This is a genomic window from Vibrio sp. R10-SG3-ISO3, assembly GCF_059834225.1.
Genome location: NZ_JCBDHE010000011.1, coordinates 43,393 through 66,965 on the forward strand (window position 1 = coordinate 43,393; position 23,573 = coordinate 66,965).

14 protein-coding genes and 5 tRNA genes are annotated in these 23,573 nt (G+C 50.0%); 13 read left to right on the forward strand and 6 right to left on the reverse strand.

From position 1 onward, the window contains the following. Positions 1-111: 111 nt before the first annotated feature. Genes AC6R1A_RS02055 through AC6R1A_RS02065 form a run of 3 tightly spaced genes read right to left on the reverse strand, consistent with a single transcriptional unit; the run spans position 112 to position 4,941 of the window. On the reverse strand, positions 112-3,222 hold the full coding sequence (locus tag AC6R1A_RS02055; RefSeq protein WP_500630176.1) for a multidrug efflux RND transporter permease subunit: 3,111 nt from the start codon (positions 3,220-3,222) through the stop codon (positions 112-114). Between the two features lie 12 nt (positions 3,223-3,234). Next, positions 3,235-4,341: an efflux RND transporter periplasmic adaptor subunit gene (locus AC6R1A_RS02060; protein ID WP_500625331.1), complete on the reverse strand. Its 1,107-nt coding sequence runs from the start codon at positions 4,339-4,341 to the stop codon at positions 3,235-3,237. Between the two features lie 18 nt (positions 4,342-4,359). Beyond that, on the reverse strand, positions 4,360-4,941 hold the full coding sequence (locus tag AC6R1A_RS02065) for a TetR/AcrR family transcriptional regulator (RefSeq protein ID WP_334555480.1): 582 nt from the start codon (positions 4,939-4,941) through the stop codon (positions 4,360-4,362). A 220-nt stretch (positions 4,942-5,161) separates the two neighbouring features. On the opposite strand from AC6R1A_RS02065, the gene rep reads away from it, so the two are divergent. Beyond that, positions 5,162-7,177, forward strand: coding sequence for a DNA helicase Rep (rep, locus tag AC6R1A_RS02070; RefSeq protein ID WP_500630177.1), 2,016 nt, complete (start codon positions 5,162-5,164; stop codon positions 7,175-7,177). Positions 7,178-7,290: 113 nt separating this feature from the next. Here the strand turns inward: rep and AC6R1A_RS02075 are convergent, their stop codons facing one another. After that, complete coding sequence (locus AC6R1A_RS02075) at positions 7,291-7,704, reverse strand: c-type cytochrome (RefSeq protein WP_487902695.1); 414 nt, start codon at positions 7,702-7,704, stop codon at positions 7,291-7,293. 313 nt (positions 7,705-8,017) lie between these two features. On the opposite strand from AC6R1A_RS02075, the gene AC6R1A_RS02080 reads away from it, so the two are divergent. The 10 genes from AC6R1A_RS02080 to AC6R1A_RS02125 all read left to right on the forward strand — a co-directional run bounded on the left by AC6R1A_RS02080 (position 8,018) and on the right by AC6R1A_RS02125 (position 15,991). After that, a tRNA-Arg gene (locus AC6R1A_RS02080) sits at positions 8,018-8,094 on the forward strand. Between the two features lie 37 nt (positions 8,095-8,131). Further along, a tRNA-His gene (locus AC6R1A_RS02085) sits at positions 8,132-8,207 on the forward strand. Positions 8,208-8,211: 4 nt separating this feature from the next. Beyond that, positions 8,212-8,288, forward strand: a tRNA-Pro gene (locus AC6R1A_RS02090). A gap of 94 nt (positions 8,289-8,382) precedes the next feature. After that, positions 8,383-8,458 (forward strand) — tRNA-His (locus AC6R1A_RS02095). A gap of 3 nt (positions 8,459-8,461) precedes the next feature. Next, positions 8,462-8,538, forward strand: a tRNA-Pro gene (locus AC6R1A_RS02100). A 931-nt stretch (positions 8,539-9,469) separates the two neighbouring features. After that, complete coding sequence (locus tag AC6R1A_RS02105; protein WP_487903371.1) at positions 9,470-11,185, forward strand: dipeptide ABC transporter ATP-binding protein; 1,716 nt, start codon at positions 9,470-9,472, stop codon at positions 11,183-11,185. Between the two features lie 91 nt (positions 11,186-11,276). Further along, the gene (locus AC6R1A_RS02110; protein ID WP_487903370.1) at positions 11,277-12,827 is read left to right on the forward strand and encodes an ABC transporter substrate-binding protein; all 1,551 of its coding nucleotides are present in this window, start codon (positions 11,277-11,279) and stop codon (positions 12,825-12,827) included. A 150-nt stretch (positions 12,828-12,977) separates the two neighbouring features. Beyond that, positions 12,978-13,955 carry an ABC transporter permease gene (locus AC6R1A_RS02115; protein ID WP_334555460.1) on the forward strand — a complete coding sequence of 326 codons (978 nt, stop codon included), beginning with the start codon at positions 12,978-12,980 and terminating at the stop codon, positions 13,953-13,955. A gap of 1 nt (position 13,956) precedes the next feature. Next, complete coding sequence (locus tag AC6R1A_RS02120) at positions 13,957-14,895, forward strand: ABC transporter permease (RefSeq protein WP_487903369.1); 939 nt, start codon at positions 13,957-13,959, stop codon at positions 14,893-14,895. A gap of 163 nt (positions 14,896-15,058) precedes the next feature. Next, on the forward strand, positions 15,059-15,991 hold the full coding sequence (locus AC6R1A_RS02125; protein WP_500632321.1) for an SPOR domain-containing protein: 933 nt from the start codon (positions 15,059-15,061) through the stop codon (positions 15,989-15,991). Positions 15,992-16,033: 42 nt separating this feature from the next. Here AC6R1A_RS02125 and gorA read toward each other — a convergent pair whose 3' ends face one another. Continuing rightward, positions 16,034-17,389: a glutathione-disulfide reductase gene (gorA, locus tag AC6R1A_RS02130; RefSeq protein WP_334555463.1), complete on the reverse strand. Its 1,356-nt coding sequence runs from the start codon at positions 17,387-17,389 to the stop codon at positions 16,034-16,036. Between the two features lie 94 nt (positions 17,390-17,483). Beyond that, positions 17,484-18,323, reverse strand: a complete 840-nt coding sequence (locus AC6R1A_RS02135) for a 23S rRNA (adenine(2030)-N(6))-methyltransferase RlmJ (protein ID WP_500632322.1) — start codon at positions 18,321-18,323, stop codon at positions 17,484-17,486. A 284-nt stretch (positions 18,324-18,607) separates the two neighbouring features. Between AC6R1A_RS02135 and prlC the strand changes: the two genes are divergently transcribed. Together prlC and uvrD are read left to right on the forward strand one after the other, a co-directional pair. Then, positions 18,608-20,650, forward strand: a complete 2,043-nt coding sequence (gene prlC, locus AC6R1A_RS02140) for an oligopeptidase A (RefSeq protein ID WP_500632323.1) — start codon at positions 18,608-18,610, stop codon at positions 20,648-20,650. Between the two features lie 154 nt (positions 20,651-20,804). Next, on the forward strand, positions 20,805-22,976 hold the full coding sequence (gene uvrD / locus AC6R1A_RS02145; protein WP_500632324.1) for a DNA helicase II: 2,172 nt from the start codon (positions 20,805-20,807) through the stop codon (positions 22,974-22,976). The last annotated feature ends 597 nt before the right edge of the window (positions 22,977-23,573 follow it).

Consider the following 23,573-nt stretch of genomic DNA (forward strand, 5'->3'; position numbering starts at 1 on the left):
ATAGCAATAGTTGGTCGAACAGCAATAAAAGTCGAATAACGATAAACGTCGAATCACAATAAAAAAGGCCACCGAAGTGACCTTTTGATATTGAATGAGGGCGTGTGCGTTTTATGACGACTGCTGCGCGGCGCGCTGCTCATCTTCACGCGCTAACGCCTCGAGTTCGTCATCTTCAACAAACACCGGTAGAGGCTTGTGCTGCTCAGCCAGGTAGCTGTAGATCACTGGCAGTACGAACAGAGTAAACAGCGTACCAATCGCCAAACCAGAGACAATCACGATACCGATACTAAAGCGCTGCGCCGCGCCAGCGCCAGTGGCGTACATCAGTGGAATCAAACCAGCAATCATCGCCGCCGTTGTCATCAAGATCGGACGCAGACGCACTTTCGCCGCTTCCATCACCGCTTCAGTTTTGCTCAGTTTATTGTGCAGCTGCTCTTCTTTGGCAACCTCACAAATCAAGATACCGTGCTTGGTGATAAGACCAACCAAGGTGATCAAACCGACTTGTGAGTAGATGTTCATCGATGCCGCGCCCCAGGCAAGGGCGATTAAGGCGCCACAAATGGCGAGCGGAACCGAGACCATGATAACCAGCGGATCTTTTACGGACTCAAACTGAATCGCCAATACCAAGAAGATGATCGCCAACGCCAAACCAAAGGTGGCGTATAGCGCGCTGCCTTCTGTCACGTACTGACGAGCTTCACCCATGTAGTCATGGTTGTAACCGCTTGGCAATTTATTCACTGCGGTCTCTTCAAACCAAGCAATTGCATCGCCCATCGCGGTACCCGGAGCCGGAACGGCGCCGATGGTGGCCGAGTTAAGCTGGTTGAAGTGTGGCAGCGAGCGAGGCTCAGCAATCACATCAATGGTGATGAGGCTACCTAGAGGTACAGCTTTGCCATCCGCGGCGCGTACATAGTAGTTGTTCATCGATTCTGGGTTGAGACGCCATTTACGCTCGACCTGAGGGATCACTTCGTACGAGCGGCCATTGAGGTCGATACGGTTGACGTAACCATCGGCCATCATGGTGCTCAATGTGATACCGATGTCTTGCATGGTCACACCGTAGGCACCGGCTTTGTCTTTGTCGATGTTGATTTTCATCGTCGCTGAATCGTAGTTTAGATCCAGGTTCGAGTAGACGAACATCGGGTTCGATTGCACCGTGAGCAAGATGTCAGACGCGATGGTAAACAAGCTTTCAAATGCATTAGGTGTGGTGATTACGAACTGAATCGGTAGACCTGAACCCGCACCTGGCAACTCAGGCATCTGGAATGCCGTGACCGCCATACCCGGAACATTTGACACCAGTCCACTCACTCGGTTGGTGACTTCCGCTTGGCTTGCTTCGCGCTCACTCCAAGGCACCATTGATGCAATACCAAACGCTTGGTTGGAGTTAGGGACACCAGTAAACACCTGCGCGTACGCCACTTCCGGTTGATCCGATAAGATGGTGTTGACGTCGTTCATGGTGTTTTGCATGTAGTCGAGGTTGGCATTCGATGACGCCGTGCCTAGCAGCATGATCACGCCCTTGTCTTCCGACGGAGCCAACTCACTTGGGATGAACTTAAACAGCATCGGCAAGCTAGCAAACACAATCAGTGCAAAGGCAATCACGACAGGACGACGCTGCATGACCGCACCGAGCATACGTGAGTAGCGGTTGGTCATACGATCCAATACGTGATGCACTTTTTGCTCAAACTTGTTGGGCTCTTCATTAGCCTTAAACATTTTTGAACACATCATTGGCGACAAGGTTAGCGCGACGATACCCGAGACAAAGACCGAACCGGCAAGGGTAAGGGCAAACTCTTTAAACAGCGAACCCGTGATGCCACCCATCAAGGCGATCGGAGCGTATACCGCGCCGAGGGTCAGCGTCATTGCAATGACAGGTACAGCAATTTCGCGGGTACCAATGATGGCCGCGCGAAACGGCGATTCGCCAAGCTTGATATGGCGGTCAACGTTTTCCAGTACGACAATCGCATCATCCACCACCAAACCGATGGCCAATACCATCGCGAGTAGCGTCATCAAGTTCCACGAGAAGCCCATCGCCTGCATCACCATCGCAACACCAATCAGTGACAGCGGGATGGTGACAATCGGGATAAGAACCGCGCGGAAAGAGCCTAAGAAAAGGGTGATAACGACCAATACAATCAGCGCCGCTTCAACGATAGTCTTGATGACTTCGCTGATGGACTCATTGATCGCGATGGTGGAGTCGTACATCACGTTCATCTTGATGGTGCTTGGCAAGTTACGCTCAAGTTGAGGCAACAGATCTAGCACGTCGGCGGCAATGTTGATCGGGTTAGCACTTGGCGCGGCGTTGATCGCGGCTACCACGGCTTCTTGCCCGTTGGCACTGGCGCGATAGGTGTCATGACTCTTTTCAAGCGTCACTTTCGCGATGTCACTTAAACGGGTCACATCCCCTTCATCCGAGCTAACAACAAGATTCTCTAGTTCCGCGACATTCGACACCTGCGTATCGGCACTGCCGTTGTACAGCACGAATTCACCAATCGCTTGACCGGTGGCAGATTGATAGTTGTTGGCATTGAGCACGCTCATCACATCGGTAGCGGTCAGGCCAAGCGCGGCCATTTTCGCTGGATCCAACCAGACGCGTAGGGCGTATTTCATCCCACCGTACAAGTCGATTTTCGATACGCCATTGACGGTAAAGAGCTGCGGGTTGACCACTCGCTCTAGGTAGTCGGTAATTTGGCTCGATGAGAGCTCATCACTGGTAAAGCCAATATACAGCACCGCAGTGGTGGAGCCCGTCGACATGGTCACCGTGGGATCTTCCGCCTCGCCGGGGAGTTGCGAGCGAACCGAGTTGGTTTTCGCCAACACGTCCGATAGCGCCGCGTTAGGATCGGTATTGAGCTTCATGTTGACCGTAATCGTCGACTGACCCAGCACCGATTGTGAGGTCATATAGTCGATGTTATCGGCCTGAGCGACCGCTTGTTCCAGAGGCTGAGTAATAAAGCCTTGGATCAAATCGGCACTGGCACCGTAGTAGCTGGTGGTGACCGTCACCACCGTATTCGTCATTTCAGGGTATTCACGAACTTGCATTTTGAACACCGCTTGCAGACCAAGCAGGGCAATCAAAAAGCTGATCGATACCGCTAAAACTGGACGTTTTATGAAAACATCAGTAAAGCGCATGAATCCTCCACATTACAGCATAGGGGTTTGTTCAGGTGGTGTGGTCGCATCGCTTTCTACGACGCGGACTTTGGCACCGTTGCTGAGACGCACTTGACCTGATGTCACGACTACATCGCCCGGTTGCACCCCATCGAGGATGTGTGCGATGTCTTGGGTGCGTTCACCCACTTTAATCACTTGCTGCTTAACGCGCTTCTCACCGTTTTCCTCAGAGACAAGGTAAACATTGTCACCGTAGAGGGTAAACGTGATGGCGGTTTGTGGCAGCGCCACTTGGTTTTCCAGCTTAGGCAGGATGATGTTGGCCCGCGCGAACATACCGCTGCGCAGTTTGCCATCACTGTTTGGAATATCAGCCTGGACTTGAATCAAACCACTTTGGATATTGACGGCGGGTTCAATGGCGGTAATTGAGCCTTTGAACGCAATCGCAGGGTAGGCATCCACAAAAATGTCGACCTCTTGGCCCATATTGATGCGAGAGATGTCCGTTTGCGGCACGGTGAAACGAAGGCGCATCACGCTGGTGTCTTCTAAACGCACAATGTCCGTACCCGCTTGCAGGTATTGACCAAGGTAAACGTTACGAATCCCGACCACGCCAGCAAATGGCGCTTTGATTTCACGACGGTCAATCGAGGCATTCAAACTTTCGATATCCGCCAACAGGGAGAAGTAATTGGCTTCGGCTTCGTCGTACGCTTCTTTTGAAATTGAGCCTTTTTGGTACAAGCCTTGGTAGCGCTTATACTTGGCTTCGGCCGCAGGCAGTTTCGCTTTGGCGCTTTTTAAGTTGGCTTTTTCTACATCGGAGTCGAGCAGAACTAAAGGTTGGCCTTCTTCCACTTGAGTACCTGACTCAAATGCAATTTGGTCAATCACACCGCTGGTTTCGTTGGCAACCGTGACACCTTGGTTTGGTTCGATAAAACCGATCGCTTCAATCACAGGAACCCAATCGATAGAGGCGACTTCGGTGACTGTCACCGGAAACTCTGGTTCTGGGCGATTCGCCATGTATTCAGCAATCTTCTGCTGCTTAAAGAGATTGAAACCTATCACACTGCCAAACAGCAGCACGGCGATAAGTAACATAAAGAAAGTCCACTTTTTCATTCCGATAAGAACTCCAAGTTAATGTGTGATAATGGCGTCCCAGCTGGCTTCAATCGCGGCTTCAAGTGCCTCTTGATCCAGTGGGTAAAGTCCTAAAGCGTGTTTGCGTGCAAGTGCAACACTGGCTTCAAGACTGAGTCCGGCGAGTACCTCGTTGGCGAGAGGTTTAAACAGTCCTTCTGCTTTCCCTTGATCAAAAAGAAGGTCGACTTTGTCGAACATCTGGCGCTCCAACTCACGAGTCGACTGGCCGCTGTCACAAGGTAAGGATTCATATTGAATACGGTTGCTGATGGTTTTCAGATTGGAACCAGCCATATTCCATATATTAAGCCACATCGTGCGGTAGCGACGTTTCAGTGGCATGTCATCGTCCACACCCGCTTGAATGGCGTTCGCCACCCGCTGCGCTACCGACAGACGAAGCTCTCGAAGTAAGTGTTCCTTGTCTTCGAAATATCGGTAGATGGTGCCGGCGGCAACCCCAGCCTGTTTGGCCAGTTTTTGCATCGACAAGCCTTGAAATCCCGACTCAGCCACAAGGATTTCTGCGGCAGCGAGAATTTGTTCTCGTTTATCTGGATTTAACGATTCCGGCATGATGACTTCAGTTAATGAATGAACGTTCATTCATTATAGATCGAATCCCAGCCATCTTTGCAACAAAGTATGACACTTATTTGATAAATATTTTTTACTCAACCTATTGGTTGGCTGAAGGTGAGCTTATCGGTGACCTCGAAAACATGGCAATATGATGAGGTGGCGATTATCATAAGCGCCATTCCACTCTCTTTGAGCAATGTAGATTGAGCCGACAATGAAGCTGAACCCAAGACAAGACGAAGCCGTTAAATATGTCTCCGGACCTTGCCTAGTACTCGCGGGTGCCGGGTCAGGTAAAACGCGTGTGATCACCAATAAAATCGCGTATTTGGTTCAGCAATGTCAGTACAAGGCGCGCAATATTGCAGCGGTGACCTTCACCAATAAAGCGGCCCGCGAGATGAAAGAGCGCGTCGGTCAGACGTTGGGTAAGCATGAGTCCAAAGGTTTGATGGTGTCGACCTTTCACACCCTAGGTCTCAACATCATCAAACGTGAGTACAAAGCGCTAGGGCTCAAGGCCGGCTTTTCGCTGTTTGATGATCAAGACCAAATGGCGCTGCTAAAAGAGCTCACAGAAAAGCAGCTTGATGGGGATAAAGATTTGCTGCGCCAGTTGCTCAGCGCGATCTCTAACTGGAAGAACGACATGCTGACGCCCGATCAGGCCAAGGCACTGGCACAAGGTGAGCAGCAACAGCTGTTTGCGTTCTGTTTTGAGATGTACCAAAAGCAGATGAAGGCGTACAACGCGCTCGATTTTGATGATTTAATTTCGCTGCCCGTGCTTCTTCTGCGCACTAATGAAGAGGTGCGCCAGCGTTGGCAAAATCGGATTCGTTATCTGCTGGTGGATGAGTACCAAGACACCAACACCAGTCAATATGAGTTGGTCAAACTGATCGTCGGCGAACGTGGCCGCCTGACTGTGGTGGGTGATGACGACCAATCCATCTACTCTTGGCGAGGGGCGAAACCGCAAAACTTGGTCTTGCTTGGTGAAGATTACCCGAACCTGCGCCTGATTAAGCTGGAGCAAAACTATCGCTCGACCAGCCGCATCTTGCGCGCGGCGAACATCTTAATCGCCAACAACCCACACGTGTATGAAAAGACCTTGTTTTCGCAAATTCCTGATGGGGAAAAACTCAAGGTGTTGATGGCGAAAGATGAAGACAATGAAGCGCAGCGTGTGACTGGGGAGTTGATCGCCCATAAGTTTCTCAACCGCACGGACTATCGTGACTATGCGATTTTGTATCGCGGTAACCATCAATCGCGCTTGATTGAAAAGTCGCTGATGCAAAACCGAGTGCCCTACAAACTCTCAGGAGGCACCTCCTTTTTTGCTCGCGCAGAAATCAAAGACATCATGGCGTATTTAAAAATTTTGGTGAACCCAGATGACGACAACGCTTTTCTGCGCATCGTCAATACGCCGCGACGTGAGATTGGTCCGGTGACGCTCGAGAAACTGGGCAGTTATGCCAATATGCGTGGCAAGAGTCTGTTTGAGGCCAGTTTTGAAATGGGGCTGGAGCAGCACCTAACGGGCAGAGGGTTAGAAAACTTACGTCGCTTCACCACCTGGTTAGTGAAGATTGCCGATCAAGCAGAGCGGGGCGACACCGTCAGTGCAGTGCGCTCACTAGTGCGTGACATCAACTACGAAGATTGGCTGTACGAAACCTCCTCGAGCCCGAAGGCCGCAGAGATGAGAATGAAGAACGTCTCCGATCTCTACTCTTGGATTGTGGCGGATCTTGAAGGCGACAACTACGACAAAGAAGAGAAGAATCTCAAAGAGGTGGTTCAGCGTTTGACGCTGCGTGACATGATGGAGCGTGGCGAAGAAGATGACGACAGTGATGCGGTACAACTGATGACATTACACGCATCAAAAGGCTTGGAGTTTCCTTACGTCTATTTGATTGGCGCCGAAGAGGGCATCTTGCCGCACCAAACCAGTATCGATGAAGACAATGTCGAAGAGGAGCGCCGTTTAATGTATGTGGGTATTACGCGCGCGCAGCGAGAGCTCACCTTCACCATGTGTAAAGAAAGACGTCAGTTTGGCGAGCTGATCAAACCGACCCAGAGCCGTTTTTTGGATGAACTGCCGTTTGATGATGTCGAGTGGGAGGTCAACAAAAAGCCGCAAAGCGCAGAAGAGCGAATGGCGAAAGGCCAAGCCCACATTGCCAACTTAAGAGCGATGTTTAAAAAATAACTCATCGATAAAAAGATAAACAAAAAAGCGGCTCACCCTAAAGTCAGCCGCTTTTTCATTTCTGCTTGTAGAGATTGCGCTACAAAAATGAGGTTTGAAAATAAAAGGGCGGGTTATAGACCTTCAATCATATGCTCGATCGCCGCGATGATTTCATCATCTGAACAATCCATACATGAACCACGTGCAGGCATAGCATTGAAGCCGTTGATGGCATGATTCGCGAGAACATCTTTACCTTGAGCGATACGTGGCGCCCAATCATCTGCGTTGCCTGTTTTCGGTGCGCCGCTCACGCCTGATGCGTGACAGGCAATACAGAAGGTGCCATACACAGTGGCACCATCACGAGGGCCACTCGGCTCTGCCACGACAGGCTCGGCACCGGCTAGATAAACATCACCAACAGGTTTAATGCGCTCAGCAATGGCATCGTATTCTTCTTGGCTTACGCTTGCTGCGATCGATGCGCTGGAAAAGGTGACAGCGGCGATAAGAGCCGTTAATAATTTTCGAGACATATCCATTAAACTCACTTTACATTCCTGAAGGTAAGTGCGTGCTTACCTATTCTATTAATGTGGCATTGAGCTAAGCAGCATCAAAGGGCGTGTAAAATGCAGATAATGCTGTTAAATCAATGTAAATAATGGGTGATTATATCCTGATAACTTGTTGCAATAAACAACAAGATAACCGCTTCCACAAGGTTATCTAATGGGAAATAGGGGTTTATCACACTTTAATTGCCCAAAAAGGCGTCAAACGAGAAAAAAACTTGAAAAAGTACTAGACGCCCTAGTGTGATATACGTATTATTCCACTCCGCCGATAGGGCATGCGCCCGTAGCTCAGCTGGATAGAGCGTTGGCCTCCGGAGCCAAAGGTCGAAGGTTCGAATCCTTTCGGGCGCGCCATTTGCCTCGGAGGATGTATCGGTAAAAAAATATTGTGGTGGCTATAGCTCAGTTGGTAGAGCCCCGGATTGTGATTCCGGTTGTCGCGAGTTCAAGTCTCGTTAGCCACCCCATTCTCGGTGAATAGCGCAGCTTGGTAGCGCATCTGGTTTGGGACCAGAGGGTCGGGGGTTCGAATCCCTCTTCACCGACCACTTATTTATACGATTAGGCAATCGCGTGATCGTTTGTTCTTATCACCGCGTAAGAACGACAACGGCAAGAAGCCGGTTGAAGCAAAAATTGATGGTGGCTATAGCTCAGTTGGTAGAGCCCCGGATTGTGATTCCGGTTGTCGCGAGTTCAAGTCTCGTTAGCCACCCCATTTCGGTGAATAGCGCAGTTTGGTAGCGCATCTGGTTTGGGACCAGAGGGTCGGGGGTTCGAATCCCTCTTCACCGACCACCTTAGAAAGCCTCGCTAGTATTAGCGGGGCTTTTTTACATCTCACGATCACCGATTTGTGCACATATCGGGTCGGGGTCTGGAAGCCTAGTCGCATCGAATCCCTCTTCACCGACCACTTTCAAAAAGCCTCGCTAATCATAGCGGGGCTTTTTTGCATCTTGCGATCCAGAATTTGTGCACATATCGGGTCGGGGTCTGGAAGCCCAGTCGCATCGAATCCCTCTTCACCGACCACTTTAGAAAGCCTCGCTAGTATTAGCGGGGCTTTTTTACATCTACGTGATCCAGAATTTGTGCACATCTCGGTTATTTCTTGCGTCCCATCTATATGTTTTATCCAACCCTCCCACAACCCACAACCCACAACCCACAACCCACAACCCACAACCCACAACCCACAACCCACAACCCACAACCCACAACCCACAACCCAGATACTTACTCAATCACTGCTCTGCTACGTTCCTTATTCCCCCACCACCATTTCTATGGCATTAGAGTGATTATTCAATTCATTACACCACTCACGTGATTGATATCTAGTTTTTGATCTCGATAAAAATAATCTCACTGGTTATGTGTGTTATTTTTGTTAATTGAGCAGTCTGAATAATGGGTGAATAACTATGCCTTTCGGCTTCTCGTTGACCCTGAAAGTTTCGCAGTGAAAGTGCGCTAAAACTGTGCAAATGACGGCCAAAATGCAGCAGGTCCGATCAATGCATCGTATCGCTAAGGTGCATAGATATTTTGTTAAGCTGCTTGATATTTGTGCGTTCTCAACTTTTTATCCTAAGATTGTTGATTTTCTGTGAATTTTTTGCCAAATTGATGACCTTGTAAATTGCCGGAATACTGATCCGGTTTTTTGAATGGATTCACTTTTCAGACAGGGCAGAAGGCTGCCGCAGCAGTAGAGGTCTGGTTAATGGCACTTTTAGAAGTCAAAAATCTTCGTATCGAATATCCGTCACGTCACGGCGTACACGCAGCGGTCAAATCGCTTTCTTTTAATATAGAGAGAGGCGAGATTGTTGGCGTCGTTGGCGAATCGGGTGCCGGCAAATCCACCGTAGGTAATGCGGTGATCGACTTACTGAGCCCTCCGGGTCAGGTCGCAAGTGGTGACGTCTATCTTGATGGAGAGAAGATCTCCGGACTGACACCAGAAAAAATGCGCAAAGTGCGCGGGTCAAAAATCGGTTTTATCTTCCAAGACCCAATGACCTCTCTTAACCCACTATTTACCGTTGAGCAGCAACTCACCGAGACCATCCATGCCAATATGAAGGTGTCGGACGACGAAGCGTATCAACGTGCATTGTCATTGATGAAGCAGGTGGGCATTCCTCAGCCAGAAAACCGTCTCAAACAATACCCGCACCAGTTCTCTGGTGGTATGCGCCAGCGCGTGGTTATCGCGATTGCGCTTGCCGGTGAGCCTGATTTAATTATCGCTGATGAGCCAACGACGGCCTTGGATGTGTCGATTCAAGACCAAATCCTCAACTTAATTCGCGAATTGTGTATCAAGAACAACGTCGGCTGTATGTTGGTGACGCACGACATGGGCGTGGTATCGAATGTCACCGATCGTGTGGCGGTGATGTACCGTGGCGATTTGGTGGAGTTTGGCCCGACGAACAAAGTGCTAGGCGACCCCGATCATGCTTACACGCGCAGCTTGATTTCTGCCGTACCTCGTTCGGATATCAAACTCGATCGTTTCCCTCTGGTGAGTTACATCGAGGAAGCGAAAGAGATGAAGCCACTGGATGTCAAAAATCACTGGTTGGGTCAAAGCCAAGATCAGCGTGCTTATTCTGGCTCTTTGTTGACGGTCGAAAACGTTAACCTGCGCTTTGTCACCAAAGACTCTTTATTTGAAAGCCGCCGAGAGTACGTTCAAGCATCGAACAATGTCAGTTTTGAAGTGTTTGAAGGTGAGACGTTTGGCCTAGTGGGTGAGTCTGGTTCAGGAAAATCGACCATTGCGCGAGTGATTGCCGGTCTTTATCAGCCGAACTCGGGCAAAGTGTGCTTTGAGGGCATTGACCTTACTGCGATGACGTCAGAGAAAGAGCGTCGTCCGCTGCGCCGTCAAATGCAGATGGTATTCCAAAACCCTTATACCTCGATGAACCCTCGAATGAAGGTGTTCGACATCATCGCCGAGCCGATTCGTTTCCATAAGCTGACCAAGAATGAATCCGAAACACGCCAGATCGTTAACGATCTTTTGGATCATGTTGGTTTGGGCCGAATGGCTGGGGTGAAATACCCGCACGAATTCTCAGGTGGTCAGCGTCAGCGTATTTCGATTGCGCGCGCGCTGGCGACTCGTCCACGTTTGCTGATTTGTGATGAGCCGACGTCGGCGTTGGATGTGTCGGTGCAAGCGCAAATCCTCAACTTATTAAAAGATCTCCAAGATGAGCTCAATCTGACTATGCTGTTTATCAGCCATGACTTACCTGTCATTCGTCAGATGTGTGACCGTGTTGGGGTGATGCAAATGGGTACACTACTTGAAGTGGCACCCACTGAGCAGCTGTTTAACTCACCACAGCATGAGTACAGTCAACAACTGATTTCTCTGATGCCAGAGTTCACCGGCTTAAGAGAAGAAGTAAAAACGGCCTAAAGCCGTATACCTTGCCCAACGCGGTTTTGTTGGGTAGCTAAACAGAAGCAAATACAACAACTAGGGATGAATCCCGCATAAGGAGTTATGCATGAAAACCATGAAAAGCAAACTAGCAGTGGCTTTGATGGCAGCAGGCTTAAGTTTTGCCGCCGCTGCAGCAGATATTACTGTCGCTTATGACGCTGACCCGGTGTCGCTTGACCCACACGAGCAGCTATCAGGCGGTACTCTGCAAATGTCTCACATGGTGTTTGATCCGCTAGTTCGTTACACACAAAAATTGGATTTTGAACCTCGTTTGGCTGAGAAATGGGAACGTGTCGATGACACGACATTCCGTTTTGAGCTACGCAAAGGCGTGAAATTCCACTCTGGTAACGAGCTAACGGCGGATGATGTGGTTTGGACGTTCGAGCGTCTGAAAAACTCTCCAGACTTTAAAGCGATCTTCGAACCGTACGAGAAGATGGTGAAAGTGGATGACTACACAGTGGAGTTGGTGTCTAAAGGCGCTTACCCACTGGTTCTACAAACCGCGACTTACATCTTCCCAATGGACAGCAAGTTCTACTCTGGTCAAACAGAAGATGGCAAAGACAAAGCGGAAGTTGTGAAGCACGGTAACTCGTTTGCTTCGACCAACGTATCTGGTACGGGTCCGTTTATTGTGACGTCTCGTGAGCAAGGTGTGAAAGTCGAATTTCAACGCTTTGCGGATTACTGGGATACCACAACAGGTAACGTTGACAAGCTAACGCTAGTGCCAATCAAAGAAGACGCAACACGTGTGGCTGCGCTACTTTCTGGTGACGTTGATATGATTGCGCCGGTTGCACCAAACGACCACAAGCGTGTACAAGGCGCCAAAGATATCGATCTTGTGACACTGCCTGGTACTCGTATTATCACGTTCCAAATGAACCAAAATAGCAACGAAGCGTTGAAAGATGTCCGCGTTCGTCAGGCGATCGTTCATGCGATCAACAACGAAGGCATTGTGGATAAAATCATGAAAGGCTTCGCAAGTGTTGCGGGTCAGCAAGGACCTGAAGGTTATGCAGGTTACAGCGCGGATCTTGTGCCACGCTTCGATCTGAAGAAAGCCAAAGAGCTGATGAAAGAAGCGGGTTACGAGGACGGCTTTACGTTGACAATGATGGCGCCAAACAACCGCTACGTGAACGATGCGAAAATCGCTCAAGCGGCGGCGGCAATGCTGTCTAAGATCGGCATTAAAGTTGACCTGAAAACCATGCCAAAAGCGCAATACTGGCCAGAGTTTGATAAGTGTGCGGCAGACATGCTGATGATCGGCTGGCACTCAGATACCGAAGATTCTGCAAACTTCTCCGAGTTCCTAACCATGACGCGTAATGAAGAAACAGGTAAAGGTCAGTACAACTGTGGTCACTACTCAAACCCAGAGCTTGATCAATTGGTTGAAGCGTCAAACGTAGAAACGGATCCAGCGAAACGTGCGCAAATGCTACAACAAGTGGAAACCATCCTGTACAACGATGCGGCGTTTGTTCCTCTACACTGGCAAAACCTGGCGTGGGGCGCGAAATCTAACGTGGACATCGCACCTATCGTCAACGCTATGAACTTCCCATACCTTGGCGACCTAGTGGTCAAGTAATGAGAGTCTCTCGCTCTCAGTAATGGGAGAGCGAATTTGGCGCTTTGCTTTGTTTCAGTCGGGCAAAGCGCCATCATTAAGACTGAATTTTGCGAGCAGATCCCTCTGCTTTAGCAAGGCTGAAATCCATGGAAAGTTAAGGGGCAAGGAATGTTTTCGTTTCTGGTCAAGCGCCTGTTTCAGGCACTGATAGTGATGTTTGTGATCAGTCTAGTGGCGTTTGCCATTCAGGATAACTTAGGTGATCCACTGCGTGAGTTGGTGGGCCAGTCTGTTTCAGAGGCGGAGCGCCAAGCGCTGCGTGATGAATTAGGCCTGAATGATCCCTTCATTACCAAATATTCTCGTTTTGTCGGCGCTGCGCTGCAAGGCGATCTCGGTACATCGTACTTCTTCAAGCGTCCTGCAGTGGACGTAATTCTCGATAAGCTGGTAGCGACGTTAGAGTTGGTGTTTGGTGCAACGATGATCATCATCGTTATGTCGATTCCACTTGGCGTGTACTCGGCGATACATCCAAAAAGTTTCTTCACTAAAGTGGTGATGGCGGGCAGCAGTATCGGCATCTCGATTCCGGTCTTTTTGACGGCGATTATGCTGATGTATGTGTTCTCCATCGAACTTGGCTGGCTGCCTTCCTATGGTCGCGGTGAGACTGCGAACTGGCTCGGCTGGGAGTCTGGCTACTTTACTTTAGACGGCTTAGCGCATCTGATCTTGCCGTGTGTGGCTCTGGCGTCAATCATGTTGCCACTGTTCATTCGCCTGGTTCGCTCTGAAATGCTGGAAGTGCTGAGCTCGGAATACATCAAGTTCGCTAAAGCTAAAGGCTTGGCGATGAACAAAATCTATTACCAACACGCACTGAAAAACACCATGCTACCGGTGTTGACTGTGGGTGGGGTACAAATCGGTACTATGGTGGCGTACACCATTTTGACGGAAACGGTGTTCCAGTGGCCTGGGATGGGTTTTCTTTTCCTTGAAGCGATCAACCGAGTCGATACACCTTTGATTACGGCGTACGTAATTTTTGTTGGTCTTATCTTTGTGGTGACCAACACGATTGTCGACTTACTCTACGGCATCATCAACCCAACGGTTAATCTGACAGGAAAAGGAGCATAACATGAGTCAAACAGCCGCAGCTCCTTCTCATTGGGAGCGTTTCAAACAGTCTGATTTCTTGTACTACTTCAAGCGCGATAAAGTCGCGATGACAAGTTTCAGCATTTTTATGATTTTCTTGATTGTCGCGATTGCCGCGCCCGTACTTGCGCCAAGCGATCCGTATGATTTGTCATCGATTGATATTATGGACTCAGAACTGCCTCCATCGTGGATGGACGGCGGGGAAGAGCGCTTTGTGCTTGGTACCGACGAGCAAGGCCGTGACATCCTATCGACCATTTTGTATGGCTCACGTTTGTCTCTCACCATCGGCTTCTTGGCGGTGGGTCTGCAATTGCTACTTGGCATCGTGATTGGGCTGTCTGCGGGTTACTTTGGCGGTCGTATTGATAGTTTCTTGATGCGTTTTGCCGATGTGCAGCTGTCGTTCTCAACCATGATGGTGGCCATCATTGTCTCTGCCATCTTTAAAGCCAGCTTCGGCAGTGACTTTTACAGTCAGTATGCGGTGATCATGCTGGTGGTGATCATTGGTGTCGCTGAATGGCCGCAATATGCGCGGACGATTCGTGCATCGGTGTTGGCAGAGAAGAAGAAAGAGTATGTCGAAGCGGCACGTGTGATGGGCTTTAAAGCGCCACGTATCATGTTCCGTCATATTTTGCCGAACTGTTTGTCACCCATCTTGGTTATCTCAACCGTTCAGGTGGCGAATGCGATCATGTCCGAGGCGGCACTCTCTTTCCTAGGATTAGGTTTGCCGGTTGATCAGCCATCATTGGGTGCGTTAATCAGCATTGGCTTTAACTACATCTTCTCCGGTGCATGGTGGATTACCGCCTTCCCAGGCATTGTGTTGGTGACACTGGTATTGGTCATCAACCTGTTGGGTGACTGGTTACGTGATGTATTTAACCCCAAAATTTACAAAGGGTGATCTAAGCCTAAGATCTGACTACAAAAACATCACTACACTAAGAGCCGTAACCGATTACGGCTCTTTTTTTGCATTCATCTTTTTTCAACAGTGTATGGTTTACCTTAATGGTGTGGATTAAACGCCCGGTTTTAGGCGAAAGAATAAGGGATTGGATATCATTATGGCAGTCAAGCCGAAACGAACCATGTTACCGCTTTTGAGTGTTGCCGCGTGGCTCACTGTCTCCTTGTCGACCAGTTCAGTCAGTGCTGAAGAATTTCTCTGTGATGCCACACAGGCCTCAAATACCGAGTTGCCAGTGCTCGATGCGGCCTGTCCTATCGGTAATGGCCTTTGGGGCACCAAACCTAAGGGCAGTGAATCGAGCTTTTGGATTCAGTGTGGTGTCTTCAGCCAACCACTATCATTGGATAAAGCGAAGGTGCTGTACCAGCATATTTCTACTGATGTGTGGGCAAAACCAGAAGGCAAAGGGGTACGCTGCTTAATTGGCCCGTACGATGAGTTTGCCAAGGCGCGCGCAGATCTTGCGAAGGTGAAAAGTGAGCCCGGCTACAAAGAAGCGTTTATTCGTGAAGTTGTCAAAGGGGCATCGCCGAAAGCCCCCGCCGCTAAGCGTAAGACTCAACCTGTCGAAAAAGCCAAACCGTCACCCAAGTCCACAGCAAAAACGCAGACTCAACACACCACGGTACTGCCTGCGCCGATTCCCTCAAAAACAGAGTCAGCGAATGTCGAGAGGGCGAATAGCGAGCCTCAAGATGAAATCCTTATCCGACTGTCCGCGAGCATTAACGGCGTAGAGTACAAGGTGCCCTACACCATGTTTGGTAATGATCAGTTCTATATGGAACATGGCTTGCCGTGGAATCGCATGAATTATGAGGACGCCTACAAAACCTGTTATCGCTTGGGAATGCGTCTTGCCAGTGAGCAAGAGTGGCAAAATCTATTGGCGGCTGAACATATGGGCCCAAATAAGTGGCCGATGCATTTGCCCTACTGGGGAAGCGGACGCACCGGACTCTTTGCCAGTGGCAAGGTCAACCAGTTAAAAGGCACCTCTCTGCTTAATGTGATGTGTGTGAAATAAAAAAAGGACGCTAAGCGTCCTTTTTTGTTAAAAACCAATGCCTTATCTCATCGTGACGAATTCTTCGCTACCTGTTGGGTGAATCGCAACCACAGAGTCGAAGTCAGCTTTGGTGGCGCCCATCTTCATCGCTACGCCGAAGCCTTGAATCATTTCGTCCACGGTAAAGCCAATGCCGTGTAGACCGACTACGGTTTCTTCTTCTCCCGCACACACGAGTTTCATTTTGCATGGCTGACGGTGCTGAGTCACTGCGGTGTACATGGCGGTAAAGCCAGAAGTGTACACTTTTACATTCTCTTTGCCGTACTTCTCTTCGGCTTCTTGGGTGGTTAAACCAATGGTGCCGATCGGTGGGTGACTAAATACCACGGTCGGGACAAGGTTGTAATCCATCTTGGCGTTTGTTTTACCGTTGAATAGACGCTCAGAGAGTTGGCGACCGGCTTTAACTGCCACTGGTGTTAGCTCGATGCCCCCTTCCATAATGTCACCGACACAGTAGATTCCTGGCACGTTGGTCGCTTGGAACTCATCCACTTTGATGTAGCCACGCTCATTGGTTTCAACACCGGTTGAGGCGAGATTGATCGCGTCCGTGGCAGGATGACGGCCGATAGCCCAGATCAACTGGTCAACATTGTGTGTATGACCGTTTTCAAGGTGAAGTGTCAGGCTGCCATCGGCTTCTTTCACCACTTCTTTTGGAATGGAGTGAGTGTGCAGTGCTGGCCCTTCAGCTTCCATCACTTCTACCAAGGTTTCGATGATCATTGGGTCAAAGCTGCGTAGCGGCGACTCTTTACGAACAAACAGGTGAGTTTCCGTGCCGAGAGCGTTAAGCACACCCGCAATCTCGACGGCAATGTAGCCAGCGCCAATCACCGCAACGCGTTTTGGCTGCTCAGCAAGCTCGAAGAAGCCGTTTGAGTCGATGCCGTACTCAGCACCTGGGATGTTAGGAATGGTTGGACGACCACCAACGGCAATCAGGATATGATCAGCGGTGTAGTGCTCACCATTCACTTCGACGGTTTTCTCATCAACGAATTTCGCAAAGCCCTTGATGACGTTAACTTTGTTGTTGCCCAATACGCGGTCGTAAGATTGGTGGATGCGGCCAATATACGCTTGGCGGCTTTCGACCAGTTTGCTCCAATCGAAGCCTTTGACATCGATGTCAAATCCGTAGTCTTCGGCATAGAGGTTCATCGCATCTGCGATTTGCGCGCCGTGCCACATCACTTTCTTAGGGACACAACCAACATTGACACAGGTACCGCCTAGGTCTTGAGCTTCAATTAGGGCTACTTTTGCACCGTACATGGCCGCGCGGTTCGCTGAGGCGATGCCGCCAGAACCACCACCGATACAGATATAGTCAAAATGAGTCGCCATTACTTTCTCCAAATTTTTTAGCTGATTATTATGTATATGAGGATGAACTGGTTGAACTCAATCCATCGCAGCGAAATGTCTGACTTTGCCAAGGCTACTCAGGAACAATCCAATCGACTTTCCAGTGGCCTGTGACGGGGGCAATTGCCTCCTTGAGGAAAGGCAAAATGTCGTTCATGTCGCTTTCCAATGTCCAAGGGGGATTGATGACAATCATCCCAGAGGCCGTCATGCCGCGCTCATTGGTATCTGGAGAGACGCCAAGCTCGATTTGCAAGATTTTACGAATCCCGAGTCCTTCTAGACCTTCAATCATATCTTCAATGTCGCAGCGGTTGACCACAGGATACCAAATCGCATAAATCCCGGTAGCCCAGCGCTTATAACTTTGTGCTATAGCCTGAACCACATCGCGATATTCTTTGGCAAGCTCATAGGGTGGGTCGATAAGCACTAGGCCGCGGCGCTCTTGCGGCGGCAAGCTGGCTTTGAGACGCTGGAAACCATCCTCTTTAAAAATGCTGACTTGGCGATCACGATGAAACTCTTGTTGCAGCAATGGGTAGTCACTAGGGTGAAGTTCGGTCAATAGCATGCGATCTTGTGGGCGCAGGTGGGCGCGGGCAACGCGTGGTGAGCCAGGGTAGTAGCGCAGTCCTTCACCGTTGTTTAAGCTCGTGATGGCATCAAGATAGCTCTGAATCGCCACAGGTCTCTCACTTTGTGCCCATACCCGTGCGATGCCTTGCTTGTACTCACCCGTCTTTTCTGACCATTCGTGGGTCAAATCGTAACGACCAACACCGGAGTGCGTGTCGTGATACACAAACGGTTTGTCTTTGTTCTTGAGCGAGTTAAGGATCAGGCTTTGCACAATGTGTTTAACCACATCGGCATGGTTACCTGCGTGAAAACTGTGACGATAGCTTAGCAAAACGGTTCTCTCTAAATGGCCCTAGGCCATAGTTATTTCCCAAAAAGCGATGTGGGAGAGTATAACCGCACCGACGCCGGGCTGCTTGTCTTTCTCTGTGCCTTTGTTGGCTAGGTAAACAAAAAGTCGTGACTTGCCGATTGGTGCTTATCTCACGTGAATATCGTAAGAATTGGCAACAACTTAGCGGTCGATGACTATTGAAAAAGTCCTCTCGGGGCACTATCTATTCTATAAGACCCGACGAACACCTCAGCTCGTCTGCCAACAAAAAAGGAATGCTTATGTCTAACCCATTGCTGACGTTTACCGATCTGCCGCCTTTTGCTCACATCCAACCAGAACATGTGAAACCAGCAGTTGAAGACGCGATTGCTGCGTGCCGCGCTAAAATCGACCAAGTGCTGGCCGGCAACGACGCACCGACTTGGGAGAGCGTGATTGCGCCCATTGAAGAGGTGGATGACCGTTTAAGCCGCATTTGGTCGCCAGTGAGTCACATGAACTCTGTGGTCAACAGTGATGAGTTGCGTGAGGCGTACGAAAGCTGCTTGCCGCTGTTGTCGGAATATGGCACTTGGGTAGGTCAACACAAAGGGCTGTTTGATGCCTACAAAGCGATCAAAGCCAGCCCAGCGTTTGCGACTCTAACGCAAGCACAAAAGAAAACCATCACCGATGGCCTGCGCGACTTCGAGCTGTCTGGTATTGGTTTGCCGGCTGATCAGCAGCATCGTTATGGTGAGATCAGCAAGCGTATGTCAGAGCTGGGCTCAAAGTTCTCGAACAACGTCTTAGATGCGACCATGGGTTGGAGCAAGCACGTCACCGATGACGCAGAGTTGTCGGGCATGCCAGAGTCGGCGCTCGCCGCCGCGAAAGCCGCTGCGCAAGCGAAAGAGTTAGACGGCTATCTGCTCACCCTCGACATTCCTTCCTACTTGCCAGTGATGACCTACTGTGACAACCAAGCGCTGCGCCAAGAGATGTATGAAGCCTACGTGACGCGCGCGTCTGACCGCGGCCCGAAAGCGGGAGAGTGGGACAACAGCGAGATCATCAGTGAGCTGCTCAAACTGCGCTATGAAGTGGCGCGTATGCTGGGTTTCAATAACTACAGTGAAAAGTCGCTTGCAACGAAAATGGCGCAGAGCCCTGAGCAAGTACTTGGCTTCCTCAATGACTTAGCCGCGAAAGCGAAACCACAAGGTGAGCGTGAAGTGGAAGAATTGCGCCAGTTTGCTCAGCAAGAATTTGGCGTTGAAGAGCTCAACTTATGGGACATCGCTTACTACAGCGAAAAACAGAAACAGCACCTGTTCCAAATCTCAGATGAAGAGCTGCGTCCATACTTCCCTGAATCCAAAGCGGTCAGTGGTCTGTTTGAAGTGCTCAAGCGTGTCTTTGGTATGCGTGTTGAGGAGCGCCAAGGCGTGGAAACTTGGCATGAGTCGGTGCGCTTCTTTGATATTTTCGATGCCAATGACACCTTACGTGGTAGCTTCTATCTCGATTTGTACGCCCGTGAACACAAACGTGGCGGTGCGTGGATGGATGAGTGCCGTGTGCGCCGCATCAACGCCAACGGTGAGCTGCAAACCCCAGTGGCCTACTTGACTTGTAACTTCAATCGTCCGGTGGGTGATAAGCCAGCGCTGTTTACCCATGATGAAGTGGTGACCTTGTTCCATGAGTTTGGTCACGGTATCCATCATATGTTGACTCAAGTGGACACAGGTTCAGTGTCGGGCATCAACGGTGTGCCTTGGGATGCGGTGGAATTGCCGAGTCAGTTCCTGGAAAACTGGTGCTGGGAAGAGGAGGCACTGGCCTTCATTTCTGGTCACTACGAAACCGGCGAACCTTTACCAAAAGCCATGCTCGACAAAATGCTGGCCGCGAAAAACTTCCAGTCCGCGATGTTCATTCTTCGCCAGCTGGAGTTTGGTCTGTTTGACTTCACCTTGCACACTGAATTCGACCCAGAGGTTGGTCCACGTGTTCTTGAAACCCTTGCACAGGTCAAAGCGAAAGTCTCGGTACTGCCAAGCCTAGAGTGGAACCGCTTCTCACACAGCTTTAGTCATATCTTTGCGGGTGGATACAGCGCGGGATACTACAGCTACTTGTGGGCTGAAGTGCTGTCATCAGATGCGTTCTCGAAGTTTGAAGAAGAGGGGATCTTTAACCCGCAAACGGGTCAGAGCTTCTTGAATCACATCTTAGAGATGGGCGGCAGTGAAGAGCCGATGGAGCTCTTTAAGCGCTTCAGAGGCCGTGAGCCAGAGATTGATGCTTTGTTGCGTCACGCAGGGATTGCCGCATAACACGGTCGCATCACAACGCTGTATCACACAGGAAACAGGAGGCCAAGCGCCTCCTGTTTTTCATCGTGCTTTTTCTGGTTTTTCTTCTGAAATGGCAAGGCTGTTTAGGTTATAATCATTTTTCATGTATAGATAACCAGTAGCCGAGTCCCCCATGGATCCTTCTTTACTTCTCGACGGTCTCAACGACAAACAGCGCGAGGCTGTTGCCGCTCCTTTAGAAAACCTGCTTGTGCTGGCTGGCGCCGGAAGTGGTAAAACCCGCGTGCTGGTCCACCGAATTGCGTGGTTGATGTCTGTAGAGCAAGCGTCGCCGTTTTCGATCATGTCGGTGACCTTCACCAACAAAGCCGCAGCGGAGATGCGTGGCCGAATTGAAGAGTTGATGATGGGCAGCGCATCGGGGATGTGGAACGGCACGTTTCATGGGATTTGCCACCGCATTTTGCGCGCGCACTACTTAGATGCCAAACTGCCTGAAGATTTTCAAATCATCGACAGTGATGATCAGCAGCGCCTATTGCGCCGATTAATCAAAGCGCAAAATCTGGATGAAAAACAGTGGCCACCGCGTCAAGTGGCTTGGTGGATCAACGGTAAAAAAGATGAAGGCCTGAGACCGGCGCACATCGATGCTTACCACGATCCCATTACCCAAACCTATCTACAAATTTATCGAGCTTACCAAGAGTCGTGCGATCGCGCCGGCTTGGTCGATTTTGCTGAAATTTTGCTGCGTGCCCATGAGCTATTGCGTGATAAGAAGCACATCCGCGAGCATTACCAAGCGCGCTTTAAGCATATTCTGGTCGATGAGTTTCAAGACACCAACAACATTCAATACGCTTGGCTGAGAATGATGGCTGGCCCAGATTCGCACGTGATGATCGTCGGCGATGACGATCAGTCCATCTACGGTTGGCGCGGGGCGAAAATCGAGAACATTGAAAAGTTCACCCAAGAGTTTCCAAGCGTCAATACCATTCGTCTGGAGCAGAACTACCGCTCAACCAAAACCATTTTGCAGGCGTCCAACGCGCTGATCGCCAACAACACTGAGCGTATGGGCAAAGAGTTGTGGACGGAGGGCAGTGAAGGCGAGCCTATTTCCGTTTACTCGGCGTACAACGAGCTTGATGAAGCGCGCTTTACGGTCAACAAAATTAAAGAGTGGCAAGAGAACGGCGGGGCGCTGGTGGATGCCGCGATGCTTTACCGTAACAACGCCCAATCACGTGTTCTGGAAGAAGCCTTGATTCAAGCTGGGCTCGCATATCGCATCTACGGCGGCATGCGCTTCTTCGAGCGCCAAGAAATCAAAGATGCCTTGAGTTACTTACGATTAATGGCCAATCGCAATGATGATGCGGCGTTTGAGCGAGTGGTGAACACGCCTACCCGTGGCCTTGGTGATAAAACCCTGGAAACCATCCGTTTTGCTGCCCGCGATCAAGGCTGCACCATGTGGGAAGCGAGCGTACGTTTACTGGAAGATAAAGTCCTTGCTGGCCGCGCTGCTGGCGCATTAAGCCGCTTTGTAGAGTTGGTGAATGCGCTGGAAGATGACACCCTAGAGATGCCATTGCATGAGCAAACCGACCATGTGATCAAATACTCCGGTTTGTACGCCATGTACGAACAGGAGAAAGGTGAGAAGTCCAAGGCACGCATAGAGAACTTGGAGGAGCTGGTCACTGCAACTCGTCAATTTGAAAAGCCAGAAGAAGCGGATGAGATGACGCTGTTAACGGCATTTTTGACCCACGCTGCACTCGAAGCGGGCGAAGGGCAAGCGGATGAGTTTGACGATGCGGTGCAATTAATGACGCTGCACAGTGCCAAAGGGTTGGAGTTTCCGCTGGTGTTTATGGTCGGTGTTGAAGAGGGGATGTTCCCAAGCCAGATGTCTGCAGAGGAAGCAGGGCGACTCGAAGAAGAGCGTCGTCTGTGTTATGTCGGTATGACTCGTGCGATGAAAAAGCTCTACATTACTTACGCCGAAATGCGCCGATTATACGGTCAAGACAAGTACCACAAACCGTCGCGCTTTATTCGTGAGCTACCCGAAAATTGTTTGGACGAAGTGCGAATGAAAGCACAGGTCAGTCGCCCGACCAGCAGTGGTCGCTTTAGCCAAACGGCGGTCAAAGAGAACTTCAATGAAACCGGCTTTAGCCTTGGCTCGCGAGTGATGCACCCTAAATTTGGTGAGGGGACCATCATCAACTTTGAAGGCAGTGGCCCGCAAAGTCGCGTTCAGGTTGCCTTTAATGGCGAAGGGATCAAGTGGCTCGTTACGGCTTACGCGAAACTCGAAAAGCTCTAATCTGCCCCATCGACCCTAAGTTCCTAGACATACTCCCCGAGTACCCCTCTAGGAACTAGGCACGAGAACCCAATCACTTTCTTCACACAAAGAAAAACCCCGAGGGCTTGCGCCCATCGGGGTTATAGTCTTACTCGCAGCAATCCGGCTACTAAAAGTGCTCCATGCATCAAATCCTTGATAGTATGCTGACGTCCTTCAGCGTAGTCCTTTCATCGCCATCCTAGCGGTGTCCTTGACCCTATCCTGGTCTACTAACGTTCCTCGTTAGTTCACTTCGCTTGTTCCCTGAGCGGTGTCCCTTTCATCATCCTGATGATCGTTCCATGCCTCGTCCAGAGGTGTCCATTTCCCATCCTTAGTAGTAACCATCCTAGCTACTATTGCGTCCGTTCAATGTCCAATTTGCTTTCCGTGCCGATTACTCATCCTAAGCAACCGTATCTTCATCCTGAAGACCACCGAATCCGTGGTGATTTCCTGTTCCGTGTCAGCATCCTTCCGACAGAGTTCATATTAAGACTTTGGCGAAGTTCAGCAACGTCAGAAAAACGATAAGAGGCAAAAAAAATTGACGAATTTTCACACATAACAAAT

Excerpts from the sequence above, each read along its gene's own strand:
- AC6R1A_RS02120 (WP_487903369.1), top strand. The coding sequence starts at position 13,957 with ATGAGTCAAACAGCCGCAGCTCCTTCTCATTGGGAGCGTTTCAAACAG.
- AC6R1A_RS02125 (WP_500632321.1), top strand. The coding sequence starts at position 15,059 with ATGGCAGTCAAGCCGAAACGAACCATGTTACCGCTTTTGAGTGTTGCC.
- AC6R1A_RS02065 (WP_334555480.1), bottom strand. The coding sequence starts at position 4,941 with ATGCCGGAATCGTTAAATCCAGATAAACGAGAACAAATTCTCGCTGCC.
- gorA (WP_334555463.1), bottom strand. The coding sequence starts at position 17,389 with ATGGCGACTCATTTTGACTATATCTGTATCGGTGGTGGTTCTGGCGGC.
- uvrD (WP_500632324.1), top strand. The coding sequence starts at position 20,805 with ATGGATCCTTCTTTACTTCTCGACGGTCTCAACGACAAACAGCGCGAG.
- AC6R1A_RS02055 (WP_500630176.1), bottom strand. The coding sequence starts at position 3,222 with ATGCGCTTTACTGATGTTTTCATAAAACGTCCAGTTTTAGCGGTATCG.
- rep (WP_500630177.1), top strand. The coding sequence starts at position 5,162 with ATGAAGCTGAACCCAAGACAAGACGAAGCCGTTAAATATGTCTCCGGA.
- AC6R1A_RS02060 (WP_500625331.1), bottom strand. The coding sequence starts at position 4,341 with ATGAAAAAGTGGACTTTCTTTATGTTACTTATCGCCGTGCTGCTGTTT.
- AC6R1A_RS02115 (WP_334555460.1), top strand. The coding sequence starts at position 12,978 with ATGTTTTCGTTTCTGGTCAAGCGCCTGTTTCAGGCACTGATAGTGATG.
- AC6R1A_RS02110 (WP_487903370.1), top strand. The coding sequence starts at position 11,277 with ATGAAAACCATGAAAAGCAAACTAGCAGTGGCTTTGATGGCAGCAGGC.
- AC6R1A_RS02105 (WP_487903371.1), top strand. The coding sequence starts at position 9,470 with ATGGCACTTTTAGAAGTCAAAAATCTTCGTATCGAATATCCGTCACGT.
- AC6R1A_RS02075 (WP_487902695.1), bottom strand. The coding sequence starts at position 7,704 with ATGGATATGTCTCGAAAATTATTAACGGCTCTTATCGCCGCTGTCACC.
- prlC (WP_500632323.1), top strand. The coding sequence starts at position 18,608 with ATGTCTAACCCATTGCTGACGTTTACCGATCTGCCGCCTTTTGCTCAC.